24 protein-coding genes are annotated in these 26,748 nt (G+C 54.4%); 15 read left to right on the top strand and 9 right to left on the bottom strand.

Features of this window, described 5'->3' with window-relative positions:
* The first annotated feature begins 850 nt into the window (after window positions 1-850).
* The 10 genes from HY788_00380 to HY788_00335 all read left to right on the top strand — a co-directional run bounded on the left by HY788_00380 (window position 851) and on the right by HY788_00335 (window position 11,233).
* Window positions 851-1,309 (top strand): hydrogenase iron-sulfur subunit, encoded by a 459-nt coding sequence (locus HY788_00380; protein ID MBI4772630.1) that lies wholly within the window; start codon window positions 851-853, stop codon window positions 1,307-1,309.
* Complete coding sequence (locus tag HY788_00375) at window positions 1,306-1,974, top strand: methylenetetrahydrofolate reductase C-terminal domain-containing protein (protein ID MBI4772629.1); 669 nt, start codon at window positions 1,306-1,308, stop codon at window positions 1,972-1,974. Before HY788_00380 ends, HY788_00375 begins: the two co-directional genes overlap by 4 nt.
* Entirely contained in the window at window positions 1,971-2,906 is a 936-nt protein-coding gene (locus HY788_00370; GenBank protein ID MBI4772628.1) for a methylenetetrahydrofolate reductase, read from the top strand. Before HY788_00375 ends, HY788_00370 begins: the two co-directional genes overlap by 4 nt.
* Window positions 2,907-3,088: 182 nt before the next feature.
* Window positions 3,089-4,453 (top strand): sigma-54-dependent Fis family transcriptional regulator, encoded by a 1,365-nt coding sequence (locus HY788_00365; GenBank protein ID MBI4772627.1) that lies wholly within the window; start codon window positions 3,089-3,091, stop codon window positions 4,451-4,453.
* Between the two features lie 386 nt (window positions 4,454-4,839).
* Complete coding sequence (locus HY788_00360) at window positions 4,840-6,093, top strand: histidine--tRNA ligase (GenBank protein MBI4772626.1); 1,254 nt, start codon at window positions 4,840-4,842, stop codon at window positions 6,091-6,093.
* A complete protein-coding gene (gene aspS, locus HY788_00355; protein ID MBI4772625.1) occupies window positions 6,078-7,880 on the top strand; it encodes an aspartate--tRNA ligase in 1,803 nt (600 codons plus the stop codon). The genes HY788_00360 and aspS overlap by 16 nt, the downstream gene beginning before the upstream one ends.
* A 193-nt stretch (window positions 7,881-8,073) precedes the next feature.
* Window positions 8,074-8,286, top strand: a complete 213-nt coding sequence (locus HY788_00350; protein ID MBI4772624.1) for an acetyl-CoA carboxylase biotin carboxyl carrier protein subunit — start codon at window positions 8,074-8,076, stop codon at window positions 8,284-8,286.
* 178 nt (window positions 8,287-8,464) lie between these two features.
* Window positions 8,465-10,138: a methylmalonyl-CoA mutase family protein gene (locus HY788_00345; GenBank protein MBI4772623.1), complete on the top strand. Its 1,674-nt coding sequence runs from the start codon at window positions 8,465-8,467 to the stop codon at window positions 10,136-10,138.
* Between the two features lie 12 nt (window positions 10,139-10,150).
* Window positions 10,151-10,552, top strand: coding sequence for a cobalamin B12-binding domain-containing protein (locus HY788_00340; protein ID MBI4772622.1), 402 nt, complete (start codon window positions 10,151-10,153; stop codon window positions 10,550-10,552).
* A gap of 240 nt (window positions 10,553-10,792) precedes the next feature.
* Window positions 10,793-11,233, top strand: coding sequence for a nuclear transport factor 2 family protein (locus HY788_00335; protein MBI4772621.1), 441 nt, complete (start codon window positions 10,793-10,795; stop codon window positions 11,231-11,233).
* Between the two features lies 1 nt (window position 11,234).
* Here HY788_00335 and fliN read toward each other — a convergent pair whose 3' ends face one another.
* The 3 genes from fliN to HY788_00320 form a co-directional block, all read right to left on the bottom strand.
* Window positions 11,235-11,684, bottom strand: a complete 450-nt coding sequence (fliN, locus tag HY788_00330) for a flagellar motor switch protein FliN (GenBank protein ID MBI4772620.1) — start codon at window positions 11,682-11,684, stop codon at window positions 11,235-11,237.
* Window positions 11,685-11,712: 28 nt separating this feature from the next.
* Window positions 11,713-13,527 carry a hypothetical protein gene (locus HY788_00325; GenBank protein MBI4772619.1) on the bottom strand — a complete coding sequence of 605 codons (1,815 nt, stop codon included), beginning with the start codon at window positions 13,525-13,527 and terminating at the stop codon, window positions 11,713-11,715.
* A gap of 648 nt (window positions 13,528-14,175) precedes the next feature.
* Entirely contained in the window at window positions 14,176-14,439 is a 264-nt protein-coding gene (locus HY788_00320; GenBank protein ID MBI4772618.1) for a cytoplasmic protein, read from the bottom strand.
* Window positions 14,440-14,925: 486 nt separating this feature from the next.
* On the opposite strand from HY788_00320, the gene HY788_00315 reads away from it, so the two are divergent.
* Window positions 14,926-16,530: a mechanosensitive ion channel gene (locus HY788_00315; protein MBI4772617.1), complete on the top strand. Its 1,605-nt coding sequence runs from the start codon at window positions 14,926-14,928 to the stop codon at window positions 16,528-16,530.
* Window positions 16,531-16,736: 206 nt separating this feature from the next.
* On the opposite strand, the gene HY788_00310 is transcribed toward HY788_00315, so the two are convergent.
* The 4 genes from HY788_00310 to pspA form a co-directional block, all read right to left on the bottom strand.
* Complete coding sequence (locus HY788_00310; protein MBI4772616.1) at window positions 16,737-17,099, bottom strand: hypothetical protein; 363 nt, start codon at window positions 17,097-17,099, stop codon at window positions 16,737-16,739.
* 230 nt (window positions 17,100-17,329) lie between these two features.
* Window positions 17,330-17,734 carry an envelope stress response membrane protein PspC gene (gene pspC, locus HY788_00305; protein MBI4772615.1) on the bottom strand — a complete coding sequence of 135 codons (405 nt, stop codon included), beginning with the start codon at window positions 17,732-17,734 and terminating at the stop codon, window positions 17,330-17,332.
* Complete coding sequence (locus HY788_00300) at window positions 17,731-17,976, bottom strand: phage-shock protein (GenBank protein ID MBI4772614.1); 246 nt, start codon at window positions 17,974-17,976, stop codon at window positions 17,731-17,733. The genes pspC and HY788_00300 overlap by 4 nt, the downstream gene beginning before the upstream one ends.
* Before the next feature lie 47 nt (window positions 17,977-18,023).
* Window positions 18,024-18,707: a phage shock protein PspA gene (pspA, locus tag HY788_00295; GenBank protein MBI4772613.1), complete on the bottom strand. Its 684-nt coding sequence runs from the start codon at window positions 18,705-18,707 to the stop codon at window positions 18,024-18,026.
* A 216-nt stretch (window positions 18,708-18,923) separates the two neighbouring features.
* Here pspA and pspF point away from each other — a divergent pair, with 216 nt between their 5' ends.
* On the top strand, window positions 18,924-19,943 hold the full coding sequence (gene pspF / locus HY788_00290) for a phage shock protein operon transcriptional activator (protein MBI4772612.1): 1,020 nt from the start codon (window positions 18,924-18,926) through the stop codon (window positions 19,941-19,943).
* Window positions 19,944-19,990: 47 nt separating this feature from the next.
* Here pspF and HY788_00285 read toward each other — a convergent pair whose 3' ends face one another.
* The gene (locus tag HY788_00285; protein MBI4772611.1) at window positions 19,991-20,581 is read right to left on the bottom strand and encodes a hypothetical protein; all 591 of its coding nucleotides are present in this window, start codon (window positions 20,579-20,581) and stop codon (window positions 19,991-19,993) included.
* Between the two features lie 336 nt (window positions 20,582-20,917).
* On the opposite strand from HY788_00285, the gene HY788_00280 reads away from it, so the two are divergent.
* Entirely contained in the window at window positions 20,918-22,522 is a 1,605-nt protein-coding gene (locus tag HY788_00280; protein ID MBI4772610.1) for a hypothetical protein, read from the top strand.
* A 268-nt stretch (window positions 22,523-22,790) separates the two neighbouring features.
* Here HY788_00280 and HY788_00275 read toward each other — a convergent pair whose 3' ends face one another.
* A complete protein-coding gene (locus HY788_00275) occupies window positions 22,791-24,116 on the bottom strand; it encodes an MFS transporter (protein ID MBI4772609.1) in 1,326 nt (441 codons plus the stop codon).
* Between the two features lie 695 nt (window positions 24,117-24,811).
* On the opposite strand from HY788_00275, the gene HY788_00270 reads away from it, so the two are divergent.
* The gene (locus tag HY788_00270) at window positions 24,812-25,507 is read left to right on the top strand and encodes a glycosyltransferase (protein MBI4772608.1); all 696 of its coding nucleotides are present in this window, start codon (window positions 24,812-24,814) and stop codon (window positions 25,505-25,507) included.
* Window positions 25,504-26,691 carry a DUF4915 domain-containing protein gene (locus tag HY788_00265; GenBank protein MBI4772607.1) on the top strand — a complete coding sequence of 396 codons (1,188 nt, stop codon included), beginning with the start codon at window positions 25,504-25,506 and terminating at the stop codon, window positions 26,689-26,691. The genes HY788_00270 and HY788_00265 overlap by 4 nt, the downstream gene beginning before the upstream one ends.
* The last annotated feature ends 57 nt before the right edge of the window (window positions 26,692-26,748 follow it).

The raw sequence follows: 26,748 nt of genomic DNA, 5'->3' as shown, positions 1-26,748 counted from the left end.
TTGATGCGGCCCCATGGAGTCGCCTTTCATCCCGTGCGGGCGTAGCTTTTTCAAAACAAATTCCCACCATCGTAGGCTCAAATGCCTGCGGACCACGAATCCATTTCCCTGATTAATGGCCTGCAGAGACGGATCCCCATCATCGTGACGGCGGAGGGAAACAACCCGGAACGAGAAGATCGTAAAGGCGCTTAAACCATTAGGTCGGTGCAGCTTTCTATACATTTGTTTGTATATATGAGGCATGCCTATAGGAAGCGAGAGACCTCACGCAAAAAAAAGGTTGTTTTCTCGTTTTAAGTGGGTTATTTGGTCTAAGTGGTTGACTAAAGCGGCTTATTGGCCGTAATCTACATGATCGTGCGCCGGAGCGCCCCGAATACGGTCGCCGACGCGTTGGTTCCATGCGCAGATGCATTTCCTGCGAACGTCGAGTAATTCGCTTCGGTGCTCAAAACTCCGCGAAGTCGCTTCGAGTTTTTCATCGGGGTTCACATCGCGTGGGACCAGCGGACGCCAAGCTTGGAGGCCCTGTGCTGTAAGGGCTTCCATTTATTTATGGGCCGGTCAGTGAAAGATCGCACAAGGGCGGGCATCGTCGTTCGGAGCGGTCATGCTCCCGCCGGTAGCGTCAGATGACCGCAGCCATAGAGGTCACGTCGTTTCGCAACCGTGTACGGTGAACCGGGTGTGCTTAAGAAGTCGTTTTACGGACGCTCCGATTATTCCCGAACCCCCGGATGGGGTTGGACATCCGGGTGTCGAAACGCATGGCACGGTGATTCAATGGTCTCATTCTGAAGATGACCAGGATTCCGCCCATATTCTTGCATTGCTATAGGAGAAAACCATGGACCAAGAACAATTTGAACCGAAAATTCTGGCATTCTGCTGCAGTTATTGAGCATACTCCGCAGCGGACCTGGCAGGTTCGATGAGACTGCAGTATCCGACCAGTGTTCAGATCGTCAAAGTGCCCTGCACGGGCAGGGTGGACATTATTCACATGCTCAAGGCCTTCGAAGAAGGCGCGGACGGCGTCTTTGTCGCGGGTTGCATGGAGGGAGATTGTCACTATCTGGCGGGCAATATACGGGCGCGGCAGCGAGTGAAGCGCGTCAAAGGGATTCTGGACAAAGTCGGCATCGGAAGCGACCGAGTGGAAATGTTTAACCTTTCTGCCGGAATGGGGGGAAGGTGGGCTGAAATTGCCCGTGAAATGACGGAAAGAATAACGAAACTGGGTCCAAGCCCCATCAGGGTCGCCCGTGAAAAAAGCCAAAGCTCGGCAGGGGAGAAAGCCGCATGATCAAGGCAATCGGAAAACCGTTGGAAGAAATAGTAGAAACGTTAGCAGCCTCCAAGAAAGTGCTCATCGCGGGTTGCGGCGGGTGCGTCACCGTGTGCGAAGCCGGTGGCGATAAGGAGGTCAAAGTCCTGGCTTCTTCACTCAGGCTCTTTTATACCAATGCCGGAGAACAGAAAGAATTGTTCGAGGCCACGGTAACACGGCAGTGTGACATGGAGTACCTCAATGAACTGGCTGAAATTGTAGATAAATGCGACGCCGTGGTTTCACTTGCCTGCGGTGCGGGCGCTCAATACATGGCGGAAAGGTACAAAGACAAACCCGTATTCCCGGGAGTGGACACGTGCTTTATCGGAGTGAATCTGGAAAGGGGTGTCTATTCGGAACGTTGCCAGGCGTGCGGAAAGTGCATCCTGGCTTCCACTGGAGGCATCTGTCCCGTTGCACGCTGTTCAAAGCGTATGCTGAACGGACCCTGCGGAGGGTCTGAAGGGGGAAAATGCGAAGTAGATAAAAACATCGACTGCGGGTGGCATCTGATCTACGAGCGGTTGAAAGCCCTCGGACAGTTGGACCGCTTTGAAATACCCGTCGATCCGAAGGATTGGAGTACGAGCAGGGACGGCGGCCCCCGCAAGATCGTTAGAGAGGACATAAAGATATGAGTTTGAAGACTTCGAGCAAATTGGAAAAGGTGCTTGCGGCAGGACATCTGGCAGTCACTTCGGAATGCGGTCCTCCGCGCGGCTGCGACGGTTCGGTGATTGAGAACAAGGCCAATTTGATCAAAGACTACGTGGATGCCATCAACGTGACGGACAATCAGACTTCGGTGGTTCGCCTTTGCAGTCTGGCCGCATGCATCCGAATCAAACAGATGGGTCTCGAACCGGTGTTACAGATGGTGACTCGAGATCGTAACCGGATTGCCATGCAGAGCGATATTCTGGGCGCGGCCTCTTTCGGCATCAATACGATGTTGTGCCTGACCGGGGATCACCAGCGTTTCGGCGACCATCCCAACAGCGCCAATGTGTTCGATCTGGACTCCACTCAGTTGCTGCAAACGGTTCGGAAAATGCGTGAAGAGGGAAAACTGTTGAGCGATTTCGAGATGAAAGATCCCCCACGCATGTTTGTCGGAGCGGCGGCCAACCCCTTCGCGGATCCATTTGAAATCCGAGTGCCGCGTCTGGCCAAGAAAGTGGCGGCAGGCGCCCAGTTCATCCAGACCCAGTGCATCTACAACATGAAGAAATTCAAGGAGTGGTTGAAGCTGGCCCGAGACCGGGGACTGCATGAAAAAGTGGCCATACTCGCCGGTATCACGCCGATAAAAAGCGTGGGCATGGCCAAATACATGAAGAATCGGGTCGCCGGCCTTGACGTTCCGGACGAAATCATAAAGAGAATCGGGGGGGTGCCTAAAGAAAACCAGGCGGAAGAAGGCATAAAACTCGCTATCGAGCAGATCCGGGAATTGAAAGAAGAACCAGGTATCCGCGGTTTTCATATCATGGCCATTGAATGGGAAGAAAAAGTCCCTGAAATCGTCAAACAGGCCGGACTGTACCCGAGACCGAAGGTGTCCGACTAACCCTCACTTTCTGAGACAATCCTTGAATCCGTATTTCGGGGGAGGGCGCCGATGAGGCGTCCTACCCCGAAACCGCTAATGAATATTCAGTCCCTTCCGAGCCCTCGAAGCGAGAAGCCGCATCGTTTCGCCCAAGACTTCCGCTGCATGCGATAGGATTTGGTGGAGCTCAAACATCGCAAATGAACGAAGCCGCTCATCACATTCTGGTTGTGGATGATGGGTCCGTGATCCGCACCGGTATTTCAAATCTTCTAGGCGGAAAGGGACTGTCCGTACAGACCGCCGTCGACGGCCTTCAAGCCCTCGACATGCTGGCGGGCAGACCCTACGCCGTGGCGTTGGTGGATGTGGAATTGCCGGGCATAAGCGGACTCGAGCTGCTCAAACACATCCGGAATAACCACCCCCAGACCGTTGTCATTATGATTACGGATTACCCCAGCATAGAAGGGGCCGTGGACTCCATGAAGCACGGGGCTCTGGACTATCTCGTGAAACCATTCCGAGCCGACGACCTCGAATCGATCGTTCAAGAAGCCCTGGATGTATCCGGGCGCCGGCAAAACTCCCCTCTATTACATGAAGGAGAAAGAGTGGAACGGGGCGGGGATTCTATTGTCGGCAAAAGCCCGGCTATGAAAAAGGTGTTTGCAAAAATCGAGCGAGCCGCTCCGAGCGACAGCACGGTATTGCTCACCGGGGAAAGTGGCACGGGAAAGGAATTGGTGGCTCGCGCCATCCACAGACTCAGCCGGAGGGGACGGCAGGAATTTGTTCCCGTAGACTGCTCCGCTCTCGTCGAAACCCTTCTGGAAAGCGAACTTTTCGGCCATGTGAAAGGTTCGTTCACGGGCGCCCATCAAACGAAACACGGTCTGTTCGAACTCGCGAACCAAGGTACTTTCTTCTTTGACGAAATCACGAATCTCAGTCTGAACATCCAAGCCAAGCTGCTCCGCGTCATTCAAGAACGCGAATTTATGAAGGTGGGCAGCCAAAAACGGATTAAATTGGACATAAGGATCATCGTCTCCTGTAACAAGGACTTGCGTGCGGCGATAAAGGCCGGCGTATTTCGGGAAGATCTCTATTATCGCCTCAGTGTGGTGCCGATCCATTTGCCGCCTTTGCGAGAGCGTTCCGGTGACGTTCCGCTGCTCCTGGACCATTTTATCAGTTCCTACAGCCGCAAAACCGGCCGTAAGATCAAGGCCGTCTCTCCCCAGGCATTGAAGATGCTATGCGCCTATTCCTGGCCGGGCAACGTGCGCGAGCTGGAACACACCGTGGAGCGCATATCGATCCTCGAAGACTGCGAGACCATCGAGCCGGAGCACCTTCCAAGCTTCATCTCTCAGAGGGAAGGCGATTTCCAAGCATTTTCCGATACAGGCTGCACGCTCGAACAACTCGAAAAAAGGTACATCCAGATCGTGCTGCTCCAGACCAAGGGAGTGCGCAAGGAAGCCGCCCGGATTCTGGGGATCAACCGCAAGACACTCGGGCATAAGATCAAGAAATACGATCTCCGGGTGAACTGGTAAGCCATTGGCGGTTTCAGGCGAGGATTTCGGTCTGACCATATGGCCCGGAAGAGATTGAATCGAATTCCTTTTCGGAATCGATTTCGGATGTTCCTTCGCCATGGACGTGTGCAGACGCCTGGAAAATGGATTCCTCTCTCCGCCGACCTATCTTACCCCGCATTTCCACATCTCGAGTTCGTGGCGAGGGGTCAAGTCTGCTCTTGGCTCTTGACCGTTTCTATTTAAAGTCCCACCAGAGGCAGAGAAGGCTGGCAAGAGCCAAGAGTAGACTTGACCCCTCGCCCACAGGGAATTGGTGCGCACAAGGAGTCGGCTGCGGGCTTGACATTCGAGATGCAGGACCATTAAAATAATTTTTTTGTATTTTTGTTGGGGGTGACGCTTTGTTTCAGAAAATCAAAGGAACACGAGACGTTCTCTCGCCCGAAGTGGAATCTTGGACCGTGCTGGAAAGCCGCGCCCGACATCTGTTCCAACGCTTCGGCTACTCGGAAATCCGCCCCCCCGCCATGGAATGGACTGAACTGTTCGCTCGAGGTATCGGGGAGGCCACGGATATCGTCGAAAAGGAGATGTACTCTTTTTCGGACAGTCAGGGCCGCTCCGTATCGCTTCGGCCTGAGGCAACAGCGGGCATCGTTCGCGCATTCATCGAAAACAAGTTGTACGCCGGACCCTTGCCCAGGAAGCTTTTCACCATAGGCCCCATGTTTCGGCACGAGCGTCCCCAGAAGGGACGATTCCGGCAATTCCATCAGATTGACGTGGAACTATTCGGGGATCCGGGTCCTGCCGTGGATGCGGAACTGATTGCCATGGGACATCTTTACTTCTCCGAATTGGGACTTGGATCCCTTACACTCTTCGTAAACAGTCTGGGGTGCCCGGCCTGTCGACCTGAATACAGATCCGCGCTTCTCGGTTTTCTGGCTTCCCACCGAGAACGCTTATGCGAGGATTGCCGTCGTAGATTGGACACAAATCCCTTGCGCATCCTGGACTGTAAAGTGCCCACCTGCAAGGAGGTAGTGGTCAATGCGCCGTGTTCGTTGGATCATTTGTGCATGGATTGCGACGATCACTTTTCGAACTTGAAAAGACGCCTCGACGCCGTGGAGATTCCGTACCAAGTGAACCCGAGGCTGGTGCGAGGGTTGGATTACTACTCGCGCACGGCCTTTGAACTGGTCACCACGCAATTAGGCGCTCAGGATGCGGTAATGGGAGGAGGCCGTTATGATGGTCTGGTCGAGCTTTTTGGAGGCCCTCCCACTCCGGCCATCGGTTTCGCCATAGGCATGGAACGACTGCATCTCCTCGTGGGCGACTTCGCTCCCGTGAAACCGCCGGATCTGTACGTAGCGGCGTTAGGTCCGTCTGCTCTGGAGCGCTCTTTCACGCTTGTTCACGACCTGCGAAGCGCCGGGATTTCCGTAGATTGCAGCTATGAAAACAAGAGTCTCAAGAGTCAGATGAAGCATGCCGACCGGTTACAGGCGCGGTTCGTTTGCATCATCGGGGACGCCGAGATCGAAACGGGCCGGGTGCTGTTGCGCAACATGCAAACCAAAGAGCAGGCGGAAATCGACCTGACCGGCATCGCCGAGCAACTGGAACCATTATTGACACTGGAGTAACGAACGATTTGGAAACGCTGGAACGATCACACCACTGCGGCGAATTGACATCCGCCCACGCAGAACAGTCCGTTGTGCTCATGGGCTGGGTGCACCGCCTTCGGAACCTGGGAGGGCTCATTTTCATCGATCTCCGGGATCGGGAAGGGATCACGCAGGTGGTATTCGATCCCCACCGGAATCCGGATCCGGTGGAAACAGCCAAGAACGTGCGCGCCGAATTCGTGATCGCCATTAAAGGAACGGTTCACCCCCGTCCGGCCGACATGGTGAACAAGAGCATGGTTACCGGGGAGGTGGAGGTTTTGGCCGACCTCATCGAAATCCTTAACGAGGCCGACGTTCCACCGTTTGTAGTGGACGGCGCCCAGGAAGCATCCGAAGTGCTTCGTCTCACGTATCGCTACCTGGACCTTCGGAAACCTTCCGTTCTCGAGAGTTTCAAGACCAGGCACAAGGTCACCTCCATTATCCGGGAATACATGAACCGCAACGGATTCCTGGACGTGGAAACGCCCATGTTGACCCGTAGCACTCCGGAGGGCGCCCGGGATTACATTGTACCGAGTCGAGTGCAACCGGGCCGATTTTACGCCCTTCCCCAATCACCCCAGCTTTTTAAACAGCTGCTCATGATCGCGGGCTTCGATAAGTACTATCAAATCGTAAAATGTTTCCGGGACGAAGACTTGCGAGCGGACCGGCAGCCGGAATTCACTCAGCTCGATGTGGAAATGTCCTTTGTGGACGAGCACCGCATCATGACTCTTATGGAAGGCCTGCTGAAGCGGCTCTGGTCCGAGATCCTGAAGGTGGAAATCGGGATACCGTTTCACCGGATGAGTTATCGTGAAGCTATGAATCGTTTCGGTACCGACCGTCCCGATGTGCGATTCGGGATGGAACTGGTGGACCTGACGGAAATCCTCCGAGGTTCGGAGTACCGCCTGTTTTCCGAAGCCGTGGGAAAAGGGGACGTGGTCAAGGCTATAAACGTCCGGGCATGTGGTGACTATTCTCGAAAACAAATGGACGAACTTGTTGACACGGCCAAGGAATTGGGGGCGAAAGGACTCGGCTGGGCTAAAATAAAAGGGGGCGCCGAATGGCAATCCCCCATGGCCAAACATCTGGCTGACGGCGAACGGACCGTGATCGCACAGGCTCTGAACGCCCGGGAAAACGACCTTGCGCTCTTCATGAGTGGGCCGTACGCGGCTGTAAGCGATGTTCTGGGGAGACTACGAATCCGATTAGCCACCAACCTCGGGCTCGTGGACAATTCACGGTACGAATTCCTCTGGGTCACCGAGTTCCCGCTCATGGAATTCGACGAAGACCAGAACCGCTACGTGGCCGTTCATCATCCGTTTACCGCTCCCATGGAAACGGATATCGACAGGCTGGCCGACCGACCCGGCGACGTCCGCTCGCGGGCCTACGACGTTGTGCTGAACGGAAACGAGATCGGCGGAGGAAGTATACGAAACCATCGGATGAAGATCCAGAGCCGTGTATTTGAAGCACTGTCCATCAACGAAAGAGAGGCGCAGGATAAGTTCGGATTTTTGCTGAAAGCCCTGACGTTGGGGGCTCCTCCGCATGGCGGAATCGCCCTTGGCCTGGACCGGCTCGTGATGATCCTTTGCGGGAAAAGTTCCATTCGGGACGTCATCGCTTTTCCCAAAACCCAGTCGGCAACCTGCCCTCTGACCGGAGCGCCGGCTTCGATTCCCAACGAGCAGCTCCTGGAACTGGGATTGCGTTTACGCTCCGAAGGCGAATAGCGAACGCTCCCTTTCTTCTTGACATGAACGGTTTTGTCCTTTAGCCTTACTGAGCCTGTGAAAAATAGACCAAGCGCATGTCGGCTATTCGGTAAATTACACCGCGTGACGTCGGTTTTTCGTACATGCATACCAAGCCCGGAGTCGTGCCGGAGCATTGATTACGGTTATAGCGAAAAGGAGGAAGGCAAAGATGAGTGAAGTATGTGCCCCCATGGCTGGAAAAATCATCAAGATTCTCGTTACTCAAGGCGCTACGGTCAGCGAGGACGATGAGGTGTTGATCCTTGAAGCCATGAAAATGGAAATGCCGGTAGTGTGCAGTTGCGACGGAACCGTAAAAGAAATCAAGGTGAAAGAGGGAGATGCCGTCGAGGCGGAACAAGCGGTGATGATCGTAGAATAATCTCCTGTGCTCAAATCCCTTCTTTTGATATTCCAATTTTCTCCGTAGCCAGAGGTTATCCGAAAAAGTGCAGCGTATCGTTCTTGGATTCGAGATATAGTGGCCGGGTCAGGGCCCGGCCTTTCCTCGAATTTGGCTTTAATTAAACACGTCGTCTCCGAGAAGGGAGGTTCTCACGATGGATGAGAAGACCCTCCAGGCCATTCGCGAAGCACGCGAAAAATGGGAGGAACGGCTTACTCCGAAGCTGAAAAAATTTCCGGAGCGGAAAGAATCGTTCGAAACGATCTCCGGTTTACAGGTAAAACGCTTATATACGCCTGAAGATTGCTCCGATCTGAATTACCTCGAGGATTTGGGGCTCCCGGGCGAGTATCCTTATACTAGAGGCGTGCAGCCCACGGCTTACCGCGGCAAATTCTGGACGATGCGTCAATACGCCGGATTCGCCAGCGCCGAAGAAACCAACGAGCGGTACAAATTCCTGCTCGGGCAGGGCCAAACCGGCCTTTCCGTGGCTTTCGATCTTCCTACCCAGATCGGATACGACTCGGATCACCAACTTTCGTTGGGAGAGGTGGGCAAGGTGGGTGTGGCCATCGATTCCTTGCTGGACATGGAAACCCTTTTTAGCGGTATTCCCCTCGGCCAGGTGAGCACATCCATGACGATCAATTCTCCGGCGTCGGTGCTTCTGGCCATGTACATCGCGGTCGCCGAGAAGCAGGGGGTAGCGCAGGCGGACCTCCGCGGCACGATCCAGAACGACATTTTGAAAGAGTACTCGTCCCGCGGCACATATATTTTTCCACCACGTCCCTCCATGAGAATCATCACGGACATTTTTGCTTATTGCTCGGACCAGATTCCTCAGTGGAACTCCATCAGCATCAGCGGGTATCACATCCGCGAGGCGGGCTCCACCGCCGTCCAAGAGGTGGCGTTCACACTGGCGAATGGAATCGCTTATGTCCAGGCTGCCATCGATGCCGGGCTCGATGTCGACCAGTTCGGACCCAGGCTTTCGTTCTTTTTCAACTCCCACTTGGATTTTCTCGAAGAAATCGCCAAGTATCGCGCCGCCCGGAGGCTTTGGGCGAGGATCATGAAAGAGCGTTTCGGGGCCAAGGACCCCCGCTCCATGATGCTCCGCTTCCACACACAAACGGCGGGCTGCACACTGACGGCCCAGCAACCGCCCAACAACATCGTGCGGGTGGCCTTCCAGGCCATGAGCGCCGTGCTCGGCGGCACTCAGTCCCTGCACACCAACTCCATGGATGAAGCGCTTTCATTACCCACCGAGGAAGCGGTGCAGATCGCCCTTCGCACTCAACAACTGATTGCCTGCGAAACCGGGGTGACCGACACCATAGATCCTTTGGCGGGGTCGTATTACATTGAGTCGCTGACCAATAAGATCGAAGAGGGAGCGGTAGCCTATATAAACAGGATCGACGAGTTGGGCGGGTCCGTCCCAGCCATCGAACAGGGATTCATCCAGAAAGAGATCCAGAACGCGGCATACGGCTACCAGAAGGCCATCGAATCCGGAGATCGAAGCGTGGTTGGATTGAACATCTACCAGACCGACAGCGAAAAACCCTCGAACCTGTTGAGGGTGGATCCTGAAGTGAGAAACCGGCAGATAGCCAAGCTCACGAAATTAAAGAAGGAACGCGATTCCAATGCCTCTGCAACGGCCCTCAAGAACCTCGAGGAGACGGCTCGTGGGAACGAAAACCTCATGGTTCCGATCCTTGATGCCGTTAAAGCATACGCCACGTTGGGCGAGATCTGTGACGTTCTGAGGGGTGTTTTCGGCGAATACCAGCCTAGCGCGATCATATAGGAGGAATAGTCCGTGTCGGAACGCAAAATCCGGGTTTTGACCGCAAAGCCGGGGCTGGACGGTCATGACCGTGGTGTCAAAGTCATTTCAGCGGCGCTTCGAGACGCGGGGATGGAAGTAATATACACCGGCCTGCGTCAGACTCCCGAACAAATCGCCACAACGGCCCTCCAGGAAGACGTAGACGTGATTGGGCTGAGCATATTATCAGGCGCTCATGACTATCTCTTTCCCCGAATCATGGAACTCCTGGAAGAGAAGGGCATGAAAGACGTTATTGTTTTGGGCGGAGGCATCATCCCAGAGGAAGATATTCCCGGCCTCTTGAGTAAAGGCATAGACAGAATATTTGGTCCGGGAACGTATACCTCCGAAATTGTCCAATACATTCAATCTCGCGTGAAAAGTTCCTAGATCCGGAATCTCGGTTCCCCCCATCGGGCGCGTCCAACCCGCCCTCCCTGCTCTCCCGCAGGGTAAAGCACCTGGACGTTCGCCCGATGGGGGGAACCGAGACGCGAGTGCTTCTTGTTATCGAACCATTGAAGGGAACGCAGCCGAGGCGGTGATCAAGAATCCTTCATTCTGCTGCGAGCCCGAGGCAGGATTTCCTTCAAAACAAGCACTTTGTTCCTTTTCAAAGGCGAACCATACATGCAGTTGAAAGAAATCGTTCAGCGTTTTCTTGAGCAGTGGCTGCCGGATGCAAACTGGGCTCGCCTGGAGGAAATCTTCACCGAAGACGTGACCTACGTGGACGCAAATAACCTTACCACCTTCGGGAGAAAAGAAGTTCTTCAACTTCTTCGGAAAGGAAACAAGCTGGCCCGCTTGATCTGGAAAGCCGAAACCATTCCCCCGAATCTTGTGATGAACTCGGTTCAGGAAGACAACCAGGTTTTCGTTGAATGGGAGGCGAGAGGGGTATTCAACAACGGTGTGGAAGCGACGGTTCCGGGTAGCACGCTCGTACGCTTTCAAGACGATCTCGTGGTCTATTACAGAGATTACGTTAATTTCGCTCTTTTTGTTCAGTGGGCCCAACAGTACCCGGAGCTGTTTCAAAGCTTAGCCGAGGCGGAAAACGATTATTAGGCTAGCCGAGTCCCTTGATTCGATCCTCCGGTGAAACGATCTCCGTCACCCTCAGTCCGAAGCGATCGTTCACCACGACCACTTCGCCCCTTCCCATGACCACATCGTTGATCATCAGATCCAAATCGGCGCCGGCCAACTTATCCAGCTCGACAATGCTTCCTTGGCCCAGCTGCATCAGATCGTTCACCACCAGTTTTGTCTCGCCCAAGCGGACACTCACCTCAACGGGAATACTCAATAGGAGTTCCAGACCAACGGTTGCCGTACCGGGTGACGGCGCAAGAGCGTCCCCAAGCCGCTGTTCCCTCTGTTGGACCGGGTGAGACGGGCTTTTCTCGTCTTCCTGAGCCTGGGTCGGCGTTACACCCGCTTCTGCGTCCCGCTGCTCCCGCAGGGCGGCTTCCCAGGCATCGTCCATTTCCGTTGTATTGACGCCGTTCTCTTCCACAACCTATGCCCTTACCATCGATTCGTGTTCAGGAATCCAACGTGACTTCCAGGCGAACCGGAACGTCATCGAGGTCCTCTTTAATGACCAGCACCTCTTTTCGGGTTACACGTTTGATTACAATATCTTTCCCTGCGTGATCCATCCATGCGGTCATCAGTTTTTGTTTCGTCTCTTCCGCGCTGCTCGATTCCGATAGGAGTTCATAGCTTCCGTTGACGCAGGCATAGATCCGATAGAAGGTGTCCAGCACTTTCGCCTCGCCTCTTTCTTCTAAAATGCGCTCCCTGCCTATGTCTTGCGAACGGAATGCAGCCTCCTTGCCGACGACTGCGCCCTGGACATGCTCACCGGGCGAGGGTTGATTCTTGCCGGCGGGCGGAAGATTCTGTGACACTTTTTTCCGTGTAGCCTCGACGATGGCGTCCACCACACGCTGCTGATCGGGCACGGGTTCAATAAGCGGTAATTCAATCTCCAACGGCACGTCGCCTGCTTCCAGATCCGGAGCCATGGGAATCTCCGCAGATTCCGGGGAAGCCGCCTCTCCGGCGGCCGGCATCTCCTCTTCCGGGAAAGCCTGCATCGGCCCTCCTTCGGGCGCGAGCAGAGCTTCTGCTTCCTCTATACCGGATGTTCCATTGACGAGCCATGAATCCCTATCGGCAAGTTGGTCCTTTTCTTCCGGCGCCGCTTCCTGCGAAAAAAGAGCATCGATGGAGGATTGAACTATATTCGTATCCTCCGACGACGAAAATCCCGTCTCGGGAGAGAGGTCCGATGCGTCTTCCACCACCGCTGATTCTTCAGGCTTCGCATCCGTTTCAATCTGCGCCAGCAGCTCCTCCACGGAAGTCTGATCCAGCGCCGCCTGGGCCTCGGCCTCGAGTGCTTTCTGCGACCCCGCTTCCTGCGAAAAAAGAGCGTCGATGGAGGATTGATCTATATTCGTATCCTCTGATGTCGGAAATCCCGTCTCGGGAGAGAGGTCCGATGCGTCTTCCACCACCGCTGATTCTTCAGGCTTCGCATCCGTTTGAATCTGCGCCAGCAGTTCCTCCACCAGCGAAGGATCCAGCGCTCTTTCCGCCTCCACGCCGATTTCTTTTTTGGACACCATCCCCTGAGAAAGAAGGGCGTCGATGTCCGTTTGACTGACTATTTCTTCCTCAAAAAACGGACGTTCCGTTGTGCGGGATTCGTGTCCAACGCTCTTGCCGGGCGTTTTCTTCGCAACCAAAGGCGTACCGGCCGTTCTTTTGGCGCTCGCGTCCTCTTTTACTCCGGCAAGAAGCGCATCAATGGCGGATTGATCCACGATCAAGTCTGGATCTCCCAGATCGGTGGATGCTTGGGGAGACCTTTCCAACGGCTTTTTCGCCGGTGTGCCCGAAGGCCTTTTCCCTGACTGCGGGCCAAGTTCCTCAATCTCCCCGAGAAGCGCGTCGATCTCTGATTGTTCGAAAGCGCTTGTAGATTCCTCGGAAGCGTTGGCCCCCTTGAGCAGAGCGTCGATATCGCTTTGAGAGATCACTGAGCCACCTCCGGAAGCTGAATTGGAGGGCTCCTGGGTTGCCGAGCCCAGTTGTATACCTACCTGGCGCTTCATGGAAGCCATCGTCAGTTTAAGCGCAGGGGGAGAAAGACGTCTGAGAAACGTTTCCAAAGCCGCCTTCACCACCTGGACATTGGTGTCTTGAAAATGGCCGTCGTATTGATCCAGGAATTCCATGATTTCATCAACGGTACCCCGGTATTTTTCGGCCTTGGCGACCTTGACCAGTTCGTCCCTTTCGGTTTCAAGCTTCCGGTTCGCCTCTTGGATAATATGACTGAGTGTCATGGTCTTATTCACCATTTTCTTACTTGTCTATCGGGCGCGTGGAACATGCTTTTCCCTAAACCGAGCAATTTATGTGCCAATAGGCTCGCTCGAAAGCCTCTTTTGAAATGCGCCAATCCGTCGCCCCGCCAACACGACACCTCCCGGATATCCCAAGAATGGTCTGATACTGAGACCGGCTCGTACTACGACAGTTCCTCACGCCCCGCCTCATCCTGATTGGAGGGGAACCAAGGGTTACCCGCGTCCGAAAAAGTGAAGGCGGATCATGATCTGGGAGCGGGTTTCAAACCCGCCCTTACGGGACCTGCCGGCCCTCGTCGGTGGGCTGAACGAGGGCTGCAGGAGAACTCGAATAGACGCCGATTTCGACCCTCTGAACAGACCTCAGGCATCACCTTGCTTCTCGTCCTGTGAACGGACCTTTACCGGAGATGCTCCTGGAAAAAAGAAACCTCTTTTCTTTCCCGTTCATCGAAGAACAATCCTGTATTCCTATACGGCCATTGCTCATCTTACCCGTCTTCTGTTCATATTTTATCCGTGTGTCAAACGATTGACAAGTTATCCGCCAAACCCATGGAGTTCTGACAGCCGACGCTGAACGAAGGAGATGATCCCGGCGGGAAAAAACGGGAATGCATGCGTTCAGAGGGACTCCTCCTCCCGGTCCTTCAAAAAAAACGTATGGTATTCTTCCTCGGACAAGTGTTCTTTCAGCAAATTTGAGACCATCTCGAACAAGTCCTTCAGTTCCTCGTCGGAAAGACGATGCCGCAACAGATCCATGAGCGCGTCATCCGAGAGTTTCTGCAGCATGACGATAACCGTGGCTTCGTCTATTTCCCGATCCATACCGAATCCGACCAGATCAACGTACGTTTCAACAAAATCATGAGAATGCTTAGCCATGTGGTATCCTTCCGAGGGGAACAGGCTCCCGGAGCCAAGCCTGTTTAAGATTTCGGCGCCCGCGGAACCGCCTTGAAAACAGTTTTGTGAGAACCTTCTGCAGCGCCGTCTATGCATGCATCAATCCTATCTATCATAAAGCGCCCGCAAAGATCTATTCGCCACACAGACGTTCCGTTGTCCGACGCTCTCCATCCCGTCGCCCATACGCGCGGGCGGGTTGTGCTCCTCGCGATGCCGGGATTTGGACAGCCGCCGGCGGTCATCGATTCTTCCACTCGTGCGTGGCGTCCGTATGCAAACCATATCATTGACACTCATCCGTTCCTCAGTGTAGGTTTCAGTGCGTGTCGGTCTGTTCTCTCGTTTTCACTCCAGCTCCCGAAACAGCCGGCGATGGTTTTCAGAAGAGACAAAACATCCTTTACCCCTGGCCGTTCGAGTCGCTTTCAGTAAGAACCGGTCCTGTCGCGAGAGAGTACTTCATTGAAGCCTTATATAACATCGATTCGAGCGTTCTATTCAAACCTGAACGCTCTGGAGCAAATGGCGCTATCCGTGGGTTGCGGCGTCCTCTTCTATCTTCTGGTTCGTATCCTGACGCTGGTTCTGACGAGGCGTATTCTTCCAGCGGTGTTCAAAGACGTGTGGGACCAGTTCAAGACCACCAACCGAAGGTTCTTGTCCGTCGTGCACATAGCCACTATTTTGGCGAGCATCCACCTAGCCTTCTTCCTGCAGGGGTACACCGGTCATGTTCCGACCTTAGTACAGATCCTTCTGGCGGTGATATCCGTTTATATCGCCATTGGGACCGTGAGTCTTTTTCTGGAAGCGCACTATCGACGTCGACCGTCCAAACATAAAATACCCGCTTTGGTTCGGGACAGCGGCAAAGTCATTCTATATCTCATCATTGTTATCTGGCTTCTGGGAGTCTATTTCAATGTCAATTTCACCTCGTTGCTCACTACCTCGGCCATATTTTCTCTGATCATCGGCTTGGCGCTCCAGGATACGCTTGGAAATCTGTTCGCCGGATTGTCCATTCAGATGGACAATCCCTTCAAGATAGGAGACTGGGTGCTCGTCGAAGGCAAAGAATGCAGGGTGATTGAAATCAACTGGCGTTCGGTCAAACTCGTGGACCGATCCGAGGACATGATCGTTGTTCCGAACAACGCGATTGCGAAATCGAGCCTTGTCAACTACTCCGCTCCCTGGAGAAGTCATCTTTGCAGAAAGAACATCGGCGTTTCGTACGATCACCCGCCGAATCAAGCGGCCGCCGTTTTGATACAGAGCGCTCTCGGTATCGATGAAGTCCAGAAGACCCCCCCTCCCACCGTGTTTTTGATTGAATACGGCGACTTCGCGATCGTTTACCAGCTTCGTTTTTGGATCACCGATTACGATAGGGTTCGCGCCATAGAAGATAAGGTATTTCGCCGGATCTGGTATCAATTTAAGCGGAACGGCATCAAAATTCCTTATCCCGTTCGTGACGTGCGGGTGCAACCCGAAGTCACCCCGGAAGAAAGAAAGAGCGCCGTTGAAAAGATACTTCGATCCATCGACTTCCTGTCCCCCCTCAGCGATGATGATTTCCGGTTCTTGAGCGGCGAAGTGTACGTCGAGTACTATTCCCAGGGGGAAACCCTGATCAGGCAAGGTGACGATGGAGAATCCTTTTACATCGTCGGATCGGGAAGCGTGGAGGTGTATGCGGATTCATCGCAGAAGCAACGGACTCGAATAGCCTGTCTCACTGCCGGAAACTTTTTCGGAGAGCTTTCCGTCCTGACCGGAGAAAAGCGCTCGGCAACCGTGACGGCCGAAACGGATTGCGAAGTATTTGTCTTACATAGGAAGAGTTTTCAACACATCATCAAGAGCCATCCCGCTCTTGCGGAAAACATCAGTTCTGTGTTGGCGACGCGCCTTGCGGAGAAAGAACGCGCGGTCGAGCTGTCCGACCAAAAATATATGGAGAGCGAATCGGTCCGGCTCAAAGCGCTGACCGGAGGGAGGAAAGAGGCGTCGATCAGAGACAAATTGCTGTTCGGAATACGAGAAATCTTCGGTATCTGATCCGCGACACCCTACCGCATCCCGAGTTAAGCAGCCGGCGACCTCCGTGCTGCAGGATCGAGCATGCGCCGGGGCGCACCGACCACTTTACCGACCGGGCGTTGTGCATCCACACCTCTCCCTTTCGGCAGCCGACCCCTTTCGTGACTCAGGGCTTCCCGGCCGGCCGCTGTTCGCGCCGGAATCAGCCGAGTGCGTAACCGTTGCTACATCCTGATTTTGGCGTCGGTCTTCTCAGAATGTTTTTCCAGTCTCTTGCAGCGATTCGTTGCGGATCTCGCCATCCGAGCAACAACGTTGGGCAGATCCGAATCTTTCCATATGGTTGCGAAGTCCGTGGACTTCCGCAGACGGTCGCTTATGACAAAACAATCATCGCAGTCCGGCACGAGTTCGATGTCGTCGTAATCAATTCGAACCGCATCTCCGAATACGTTGTCGAAGAGTTCCGAAGCCGCGTGATAGAAGGAGTTCCTGACGTCTCTGGTGGATTCCGCCATGTTGATTTTTTGTCTGAAGTCAGGAAGGACTTCATGCTCGTACTTGGTAAACGAAAGCCGTCTCACCATGGGTTCACTCCGGATCGAACAGCCCGCAGGTCGATTCGACTCCAGCCCCTCGCGACGAGAAAAAGAAGTGGAAAATGCAGCCGCGAAGGGCTGGATTTTCAAAGGAAAGGACACCACCCTGGCGCCTCGGATTCGACGTGCGCGGTGCTCTTTTTTTGTGGTTATATGATACTCTATCAGAATCTACGGAGTTTGTAAAACGGGACCCGCCATAAAAACGCCGGGGCGCCTCATCGACCTCTACCCGAATCCGGACCCCTGAACCTACGATCCCAGTCGAACTCCCGAGCGGTCACCAGGTCTTCCATGCGTCGCAATCGCCGGTCGAGCCGGTCGAAGGCGCCTTTCAAACGATGAAGGCCCAATTCTCGGGAAGCCGTATACGAATTATAGAACTCCCTATCGACTTCCGTTCGAAACGGAACCACCGGCTCCGGCTTCATCAATGCGGCGGCCACCAGATACAGCCCTGCTATAGGCCAAATGCCTGTAAACAGCAGTACGGCAACGAACACGACGCGGGTCCAGAATACGGATATGTCGAAGTAGTCCGCCACTCCGCGACAAACGCCTAAAATCACACCGCGCCGCGAACGGTACAAACCGGTTCTCGATCTCTCGTTCGCTCTATTCATTTTCGATCTTCCTTTTTTTCCGCATCGAGCAAGATCGTTTCCAGGGCCTCGATGCGCTCCTCCATCTTCAAAAGGCCCTGGTGGAGTTCCTGGATCAAACGGGTTTCCTCGGCTTGAGCCTCATCTCGCTTATGCGGGCCCCCACGTGTGAGGATTTTCAAAACCCAAATCAGGAAGAATCCCGCCACGATCAGGACGGGCAGACCCAGGATCAGCACGAAGGCCAACAGAACCTCACTCATCTTTCCTCCATATGCAGATCAACTCAGCTTTGTCCGTTTCATCCCGATCACATCGGTCGGTGTTCTTCGCCCCTTCGTCCACATTTGGCTTTCAACGTCTCGAGTTCTCGCTCGATCTCTTCGCCTTCCGCTAAACGGGCAAACTCGTCGTCCAGCGACGGAGTGCGACCGAGATTGACCATCTCCGCCTCGGCTTCCATGCGCTCGATGCGGTTCTCGAACTGCTCGAACCTCAGGAACACATCGGAAGTTTCGAAGCGCCGAATGTCTTCCTGGGCTCGTTTCCGATCACGGGCATGAACGTGTCGCTGAACGAGCAGACGCTGCTTTTCTCTGGCCGTGGCCAGCTTCTCCTCGAGCTGGGCGATCTGTTCCTGGTATTGGGCAATGATGGCCTGCGTCTGACCCATTTCGTCCTCCAGGGTCTCCGCGCGCTGCAGGTACCGGCGTTTTTCCAGCAACGCCTCTCTGGCCAGGTCCTCGCGCCCCTTTCCAACGGCCAGCTCCGCCCTCTGCTCCCACGAACGGGTCCGCTCCCGGTGGTCTTCCAAAGCCCGCTGCGTTTGTTTTTTGGCTGCCATAGCCCCTGCGCACGAGGCTTTGATTTCCACCAGGGTGTCCTCCATCTCCTGGATCATGAGCCGGACCAGCTTCTCCGGGTCTTCCGCCCGGTCCAGCATGGCATTGATGTTTGAACTCACGATATCTCGAACTCTGCTGAAAACGCCCATGATGTCACCTCTCTTGTGGCTTGGTTGCCATGAAAGTGGGCAACAACCGGGCCAACTTGGGCAAAATCCATACTAGCTAAGCAATATCAACGAGTTGTACGTGAATCAGAGACCCGCCGGCTGAACGTAATCCGGCTGTTTTAGCAAAATACTGGCTATTTTAGCCTATATATGGTAATATACACCATGTCATCCTTCACTCGCAACCAGACCGACATGCCCGCCCTCGCTTCCCAGGAAGGCCTTGGTGAGTCGGAATCCTTTCTGGATTTCCAGGAGCGTCTATCTCGGGCCGCACGTGTGGACCGCCCAATCCTCATCATCGGAGAAAGAGGAACCGGTAAGGAACTGGCCGCCTCCCGTCTCCATTATCTTTCCCACCGTTGGAGGAGTCCCCTGCTTGCTCTGAATTGCGCGGCCCTCTCTCCGGGCCTCATCGAATCCGAGCTCTTCGGGTATGAGCCGGGGGCGTTTACCGGCGCCGTCAAACGAAGAATAGGGCGCTTCGAGGCCGCTCACGGGGGTACGCTTTTCCTCGACGAAATCGGCAATATTCCCCTTGAAGCCCAGGAGAAAATTCTTCGCGTCGTGGAATACGGCACTTTTGAACGGGTTGGAGGGTCGGACGTCGTAATGGTCGATGTCCGCATCATCGGGGCCACCAATGCGGACTTGCCGGCCCTGGCGCGCGAAGGCCGGTTCAAACGCGACCTCCTCGACCGGCTCTCCTTTGAAGTACTGCTGTTGCCGGCGCTCAGGAACAGGGCGGGAGATGTGTCTCTTCTCGCGCGTCACTTCGCTTCGCGCATCGCAAAGGAATTGGGACACGACGCCCTGCCGGTGTTCACTCGAGAGGCCATGATCTCCCTTGAGGCCTATTCCTGGCCCGGAAATGTACGCGAACTCAAGAACGTAGTGGAACGCGCCGTTTACCGATCCGACTCTGAATCCATTAAAGAAATCGTCTTCGATCCGTTCCCTGAATCCGTTTTGGCGCCCCCTTCCGAACAGAGCCAGACCGCTGATTCGGCGGTCCAGTCTCCGCTTGAACCCGCCCTAGCCCTGGACACCCCGTTGACCCGGCAGGTGGCCGATCTTGAAATTCGACTGATTCAGCGGGCCCTCCTCGAGGCCCGCTTCCGCCAGCATAAAGCGGCCGAGCTTCTGGGCCTCACCTACCACCAGTTCCGGGGGCTCTATCGCAAGCATGCCTCTTCGCTGAATTTGGAACCCTGAGCCGGACTTTTTCATCGTTTCGGAATGTCCCATTTTACGGTAGATATCTATTCCGTTGAATGAATCCAAATCCACTTCTTATCAAAGGTTTGCTTGGCCTCTATATGGAAAACTTTAGTAAAATTTAACGGAATCGGCCAAAGTTTACAATTTATAGTTAATTTCACTTTAATACGATCTAAAATGAATGGTTGTATATTAAGTACATGTTCAAGCCTTAATGGAGCTTTATCGTCTGGTGATATTTTAGGTAAATTTAATCCTTTTACATCCCAGACATTATTACGGCTGAAATTGGCATTTTCACCTTTTGCCTCTACGATATATACCGAACAAGATATTTTATAAATAGGGAAATACCCATTATTTGAAAGGTATAAAATATTCTTGAATGGATCATTTGGTTTTAATATTGGTCCAATTTCGAGAGCCACTCTTGGGAAAAACAAAAAGACAAATGCTATTATACTTGAGAGAGTACAGATTATAGCAATTAACTTTTTTGGAACTATTGATATTTTTGAGAAGTTTTTTTCTTGAACTTTTTTGCGCCTTTCGGATTGGTTTGATATGGGCCGTTTTTGGTGGTTTGGTTTTCCTTTCTTTGATTTCCGGTTTTTCTTGGATTTTTTACCCATAGTTTTTCATATATAAAATAGCCCGACCAGTCAAGCTCGGGCTATGCCGTGAGACATTCCAAGAGTTTTTTGAAAAGTTTTCCCCCCGTTAATACTTACGGCACCCGGATGCTTTCTCTGCAATCGCTTGTTGTACGGGTTCAGCCGAAACCGGACAAAAAGGTTGAATTTTGACAAGAGGTATAGAAGACTGGACACGATCACTGCGGGAAGAGAGTCCCCGGTCAGGGGGCTCTCCCAAGCCGTGGAAGACGGGTCCGAATTCCCGGCGCGCAGGTGAGACGTCTCCAGAAACACAGGCAGGTTAAAGTCACCCAATCGAAACGGAGTCCTGACATGGAGCCCTCGTTCTTTTCAAAGATCACCAGTGTGGTCTGTCTCGCCATGCTGTTCGTGGTTTGCACCGGAATCGCGGAGAATAAACCAACCGTTGCCGTTCTGGATTTCGAAAGCATCGGCTCCGAGGAATACCTCGGAAAAGCGGTAGCCGAGATCATGCGGACCGAACTGGTGGGCACCCAACAATTTCGCGTTGTGGAACGCGCTCAAATCAGAAGGGCCCTTTCCGAACAGGAACTTCAGATGTCCGGTGTGATCGATGACCGCAGCGCCGTGGAACTCGGCAAGCTTCTGGGCGCGGATCTCATCATCGTGGGTTCGGTCGTCAAAATCGGCACGGCCTATACCATCAACTCGAGGATGATCGACGTGAAAACCGGAGAGGCCAAATTGGGGCGCAACGTGAGCGGCAACGATCTGAATCTCCTCACTACCCTGACTCGCACCCTGATAGGAGGGCTTCTCGGAACGGAAAAAACGGAAGTTCCCCCGGTTTCAGTAACGCCGCCGGCCAAGGCGGAAACCACCGGCGGAGAAAAGGAGCCGATTCAAACCGAGGAAGCCACGGAAACTACATGGGATTTTGAGACCGGTGACCTGTCGGGATGGGAACAAACGGGAGATGCTTTCCTATCCCAGCCCACCTACGGAGACAACCCAACGGCCCGCCACCGAGGTCAGCCGTCCATGCACGAAGGAGACTATTGGATCGGCGGATTCGAAAGGCGTCCCCGACCTTTTGACCGGCCCGGAGCGATACAAGGGGATGGCCCGCAGGGAACCCTCACCTCGTCGCCGTTTGTCATCGCCAAACCGGGTATCGGCTTTCTCTTGGGCGGCGGCTGCGACATGACTACCGCGCGCGCGGAACTCGTTGTAGATGGGCGCGTTGTCCGGGCGTCCACCGGAAATTGTAACGAGAGCATGCAGCGCGTCTATTGGGATGTCTCCAAATTCCAGGGGAAATCGGCGCGCATACGACTGGTGGACGGGTCGAGCGCAGGGTGGGGGCACATCAATTTTGACGACGTCCGCTTCCTTGACCTGGGACCGGCCTCGGAAGGTAAAGCTCCGAAATCCGGGGAAGACGTCGGCGCCCAGCCTTTAGCGTCTCCCGGCTCCGCGGAAATCAGTTGGGATTTCGAAAATCCGCAGCTGCCCGGATGGAAGAAGACGGGTAATGCGTTTACCCATCAGCCCACCTATGGGGACAACCCCACGGCCCGACGGAGAGGACAGCCGTCCGGCCATGAAGGCGACTACTGGATAGGGGGATTTGAGAAGCGGCCCCGTCCATCGGATCCACCGGGGGCGGTCCAGGGAGATGGGCCCCAGGGAACACTCCTTTCGGACCCCTTTACCATCACCGAGCCGAATATCCGATTTCGGATCGGCGGAGGATGCGATGAATCCAAGGTGCGCATGGAACTGCTGGTTGGCGGCAAAGTGGAAAGAAAGGCCGCCGGCAAGTGCAATGAGACCATGGAGAGCTTGGTCTGGGACGTGAGGCCTTTCCTGGGCCGGACCGCCCGAATCCGCATTGTGGATCAATCGAGCAGCGGCTGGGGTCACATCAACGTCGACGACATCCGTTTCGAATAATTTAACCTACTCGGGACACCTGGTACGTCATGGAACTGGATTCCTCCAAGATTTCCGAGCACAGGATTCTGAATCTGCTGCATTCCCTTCTGCTGATCCTGGGTATGCAGCTGTTGGTATTGGCATTGGGATGGGCCGCCTTTGGGAAGGAGTCGATCGTATTTTTCGTCGTTCCGGCATTCGTTTTTTGGGCTGGTATCCGGTACGGATCCTCTGGCGGGAGCGGCCATCGGACTGCTTTTTGTATTCTCGGCCTCGTTCTCGACGATCAGGCGCTCAAAGTTTCCTCGAATCGAGCCGCCCCGGTTTTTTTCGAGACCCGGACCCACGACAGACCGATCATACCCGCCAGAAAGAGTATGCCCAGCGAGAGTACTCCCGATCGCATGCTGCCCGTCACGGTGATGACCGAACTGTAAAGGGCGGGGCCGAAGATGGCCGCAAAACGGCCGCTGATGGCGTAAAAACCGAAGAACTCGGCGCTGCGTCCTGTAGGAATCAGTCTTCCTGCCATCGAACGGGCTATGGACTGAGAGCCGCCCAGCACCGTGCCCGAAACGATCCCCAGGATCCAGTACTCTTTTTTAAGGTCCCAAAATCCCATGAAATAGGCCCACAGGACCACGCCCGTCCACACGAACAGGGTAGCCATAAGGGTACCTTTCTGGCCGAGGCGATCCGATAGAAAGCCTAAAAGGAGGGATCCGAAAAACGCCGTCCCCTGAATCACCAGGAAGAACAGGATCAGCTCGTGCGTCTCCATGCCCACCACGGCGGCTCCGAAGATCGAGGCGAACACAATGACGGTTTCAATGCCGTCGTTGAACAGGAGATAGGCGACTAGGAATTTCGTGAATTCCTTGTGTTGGCGTATATGATGAAGGGTCTCGAACACCCTCGAAAATCCGAGGCGAAGGTATCCGGAACCGGGCCGCGCCGTTGTGCAGTCCCGCCTTTCCTTCACCCAGAAGAAAAACGGCAACGCAAATACTCCCCACCAAACAGCCACGGAAACAAAGCAATGACCCACAGTGAAGGTTTTGGCGGGAAATCCAAGCCAATGCGGAAATTCGAGCATCACCAGATTCAGCGCCAGCAGGAGCCCGCCTCCTATGTAACCGAGAGCCCATCCGATCCCGGAGATACGGCCCACATTGTCTTCGTTCGAAATTTCAGTCAAAAATGCATTGTAGAAAACCATCCCTCCACCGAAGCCCACATTCGCCAGAATGAACAGCGTGCTTCCCAACAGGACGTCTCCGGTGTGCACGAAATAGAGCAGGGCGGAACACACCACTCCCAGGCAGCAGAAGACGCCGAGAAACCTCTTTTTCGCGCGGGTTTCATCCGCTATGGCGCCCAGTACGGGACCCATGAACGCCGCCACCGCGTAACTCATGGAAAGCACATAGCCGAACAATGCCGCGCCAGGGATTCGTACCCCCCAGATCAGGACACCGGTCTCCCCACCGGCCACCACCTGGGCGAAATACTTGTTGAAGATCACGGCGAGGATGGTGGTGGCGAACGCCGAGTTGGCGAAATCGTACAGGCTCCAGCCCAGCACCGCTTTGTTGTATATGCTCCGGTCCAATATCGCACCTCGATACCCGTGTTGAGCAGCTGCAGTGGAACTTAATTGGTTCTACGGAGAAGGATCCGCCGGAAGCGAGTATCCCTCGAATTTCCTGAGCATGACCTGACCGCTTTTGGCTTCGTGGACGAGCCCTCGGGAGTACTTGCGATGGTTCGCGCAACGCGCCGATGGCGTCCAATACATTTGAGCGTCCGGGTTCTATGGTCTTAGTGCGCTTAGGTTCTTCATCACCTTCTTGGGACAGGGTACCTGCTTTCTTGGGGTGTAACAGTCCTTCGCGATGTTTACCCCTCAGTTCATGATAGGGCTGCTCTTCCCGTCGCACAACAAGTCTAACAAAGACTTCCCGAAAGTTCAAAGCAGGGAACCTCCGGCTGAAGTGTCATGAGGCGCCCTTTATACACGACCGTGAGGAAGTTGACCAGATATTAGGATAAGCTAATGTTGTCACCTAGATATTAAGATAGAAGCGAATCACCGTGGAAAACCGCTTCCCAACCGAGTTACCCCCATGGTAAGACGGAATTTAGTCGAAATTGAATGCACCTGCAAAGCGGGGGCGGCGGAAAGTTCTGCAAATGCTCGGCGTTGTTCCATTCGTGTCCGCGCTCCCGAGACCGGTATTTGTGCCTCTAATCCCGCGCCTCCGACGAACCGGCCGGCGCCATTCTTACATTACTGGACTTGTACCGATGTACACGCTCTGCTCTATAGTTCTTCCCATTTGCAATCAGGCTGATCACATCCGAACCGTTGTAAACGAGTACGCGGAGAAGCTCGCCGAGCTCACCGTCCCTTATGAAATCATACTGGTAGTAAACGGCTGCCGTGACAACTCGGAGGCCCTCTGCCGGGACCTCGCGGAGAGGCGCGAGAATGTCCGCCTGATTGTCAGTCGCACCGGTGGCTGGGGGCTTGCCGTAAAACTGGGCATGAGTTCCGCGGGCGGCAATCTTCTGTGCTTCACCAATTCCGCCCGTACCACGGCCGACGATCTCCTGTTTTCAATCCAGTTCGCTTTGGACAACCCCGGAATCGTGGTCAAGGCCAATCGCAAAATTCGCGAAACTGCCCTGCGCAGGCTGGGCTCCATCCTCTATAATATCCAATGCCGGATGCTGTTCGACATTCCGGTTTGGGACATAAACGGTACCCCCAAGTTATTTCCCAGGGATTTTAAGCACCTGCTTACACTATCCGAGGACGGCGACCTCTTCGACATGGAGTTTATTTTCCGGTGCACCATGAATGGGTACAGGATAGTGGAATTCCCGATTAACCTGACGCCCCGGCACGGAGGAAAAAGCACCACAGGCATTTTATCGGCGCTGAGAATGTACGGAGGGGCCTTTGGATTTTACCTGAATTCGCCCGGAGGTCGCAAATGAAAGGCGTTTCATGGACCGAACCGGACGGTTTGTGGGGCAGAAACGAAGCTCTTTGGAGAAATCCGGCCCAGGTTGCGGGACTGTGGGACGGGGCCGGTAGTATCGATCCAAGGCTTCTCGAGTTTTACGTAAGCGGCAAGTGGTGGGACACTCTGGAATCCGCGGAAATAACCCTCATCGTCAGCAGGGAATACGAGCACTCGCTGATCGCCCTGGGGACCGATGGAAAAGGGAATGGACGGGTCACCAGATGGCCGATTCCTCATCCTTCCGGCCTGGCCGTGGACAGACAAGCCTGCAGACTATATGTAGCAAGCACTCGGAATCCAAACCAGATTTTCGAATTCCTTCCCGCTCGCGGGCGGCAGGAACGCAAGGAAGCGAAATGGCGCGGGACCGGTGGCGATAAGAGCCTCGTGCCCGTGGGCTCCAGGTTTTTCCCCGGCTGTCTGTATATTCACGACATAGCACTCATCGGCCGGGAACTACACGCCAATTCAGTGGGAAACAACTCAGTGATTCGCCTGGGAAATGACGGCAGGTTCGAGCACGTCTGGTGGCCCCGGTGCATCGAAACCGGGTCGGAACCCTCTCTGGGGATAAATTATCTCCAGTTGAATTCCATAGCCGCCGGGAACTCCATCAACGAATCCTTTTTCTCGGCCTCATCGGAGCGTATCTCATCCAGGCGTCCTGGTCACAGGAATTTCCCGGTTAAAGGAAGAGGTGTGATCTTCTCCGGGAAAACGGGCGAGCCCGTGGCGCGAGGTCTTACCAGGCCGCATTCGGCGCGACTTCACCGGGGCCGGTTATGGGTCGATAACAGCGGGTACGGCGAGATGGGCTTCATAGACGACGGAAAATTCGAGGCTGTGGTAAGACTGAACGGTTGGACACGGGGACTTTGCTTCCATGAAGATATTGCATTCCTGGGCACATCGAAGGTCATTCCCCGTTTCGGCCAATACGCTCCGGGACTGGATATCGAGAGTAGTATATGCGGCATTCACATGGTGGATGTAAGGTCGGGAGAGATCATTGGGAGCCTCATCTGGCCACACGGGAACCAGGTTTTTTCCATCGAATGGCTGCCCGCCGGCTGCGTTTCAGGTTTTCCCCTGCCGGGAAATGGCAGGACCCGGAAAGTGGAGATCGAGGAACTTTTCTATAATTTTAGAACCTGACCGAGTTCCGCCCGGCGAAATACCTTCGCAATTGATGCCGAAAGGTTTTTTTCCGAC

Source organism: Deltaproteobacteria bacterium (genome assembly GCA_016208165.1).
Lineage (GTDB): Bacteria > Desulfobacterota > Desulfarculia > JACQYL01 > JACQYL01 > JACQYL01.
Note: the sequence above shows the minus strand (reverse complement) of the source record. Positions and strands in the feature narration are given on the sequence as shown.

What these genes read in the sequence shown, in the direction of transcription:
- HY788_00335 (MBI4772621.1), top strand. Translation starts at nt 10,793, where the DNA reads ATGCAGTTGAAAGAAATCGTTCAGCGTTTTCTTGAGCAGTGGCTGCCG.
- pspA (MBI4772613.1), bottom strand. Translation starts at nt 18,707, where the DNA reads ATGGGCGTTTTCAGCAGAGTTCGAGATATCGTGAGTTCAAACATCAAT.
- HY788_00280 (MBI4772610.1), top strand. Translation starts at nt 20,918, where the DNA reads ATGGAGCCCTCGTTCTTTTCAAAGATCACCAGTGTGGTCTGTCTCGCC.
- HY788_00265 (MBI4772607.1), top strand. Translation starts at nt 25,504, where the DNA reads ATGAAAGGCGTTTCATGGACCGAACCGGACGGTTTGTGGGGCAGAAAC.
- pspF (MBI4772612.1), top strand. Translation starts at nt 18,924, where the DNA reads ATGCCCGCCCTCGCTTCCCAGGAAGGCCTTGGTGAGTCGGAATCCTTT.
- HY788_00300 (MBI4772614.1), bottom strand. Translation starts at nt 17,976, where the DNA reads ATGAGTGAGGTTCTGTTGGCCTTCGTGCTGATCCTGGGTCTGCCCGTC.
- HY788_00325 (MBI4772619.1), bottom strand. Translation starts at nt 13,527, where the DNA reads ATGACACTCAGTCATATTATCCAAGAGGCGAACCGGAAGCTTGAAACC.
- HY788_00375 (MBI4772629.1), top strand. Translation starts at nt 1,306, where the DNA reads ATGATCAAGGCAATCGGAAAACCGTTGGAAGAAATAGTAGAAACGTTA.
- HY788_00350 (MBI4772624.1), top strand. Translation starts at nt 8,074, where the DNA reads ATGAGTGAAGTATGTGCCCCCATGGCTGGAAAAATCATCAAGATTCTC.
- HY788_00320 (MBI4772618.1), bottom strand. Translation starts at nt 14,439, where the DNA reads ATGGCTAAGCATTCTCATGATTTTGTTGAAACGTACGTTGATCTGGTC.
- HY788_00345 (MBI4772623.1), top strand. Translation starts at nt 8,465, where the DNA reads ATGGATGAGAAGACCCTCCAGGCCATTCGCGAAGCACGCGAAAAATGG.
- pspC (MBI4772615.1), bottom strand. Translation starts at nt 17,734, where the DNA reads ATGAATAGAGCGAACGAGAGATCGAGAACCGGTTTGTACCGTTCGCGG.
- HY788_00365 (MBI4772627.1), top strand. Translation starts at nt 3,089, where the DNA reads ATGAACGAAGCCGCTCATCACATTCTGGTTGTGGATGATGGGTCCGTG.
- HY788_00270 (MBI4772608.1), top strand. Translation starts at nt 24,812, where the DNA reads ATGTACACGCTCTGCTCTATAGTTCTTCCCATTTGCAATCAGGCTGAT.
- HY788_00310 (MBI4772616.1), bottom strand. Translation starts at nt 17,099, where the DNA reads ATGGTGAGACGGCTTTCGTTTACCAAGTACGAGCATGAAGTCCTTCCT.
- HY788_00370 (MBI4772628.1), top strand. Translation starts at nt 1,971, where the DNA reads ATGAGTTTGAAGACTTCGAGCAAATTGGAAAAGGTGCTTGCGGCAGGA.
- HY788_00285 (MBI4772611.1), bottom strand. Translation starts at nt 20,581, where the DNA reads ATGGGTAAAAAATCCAAGAAAAACCGGAAATCAAAGAAAGGAAAACCA.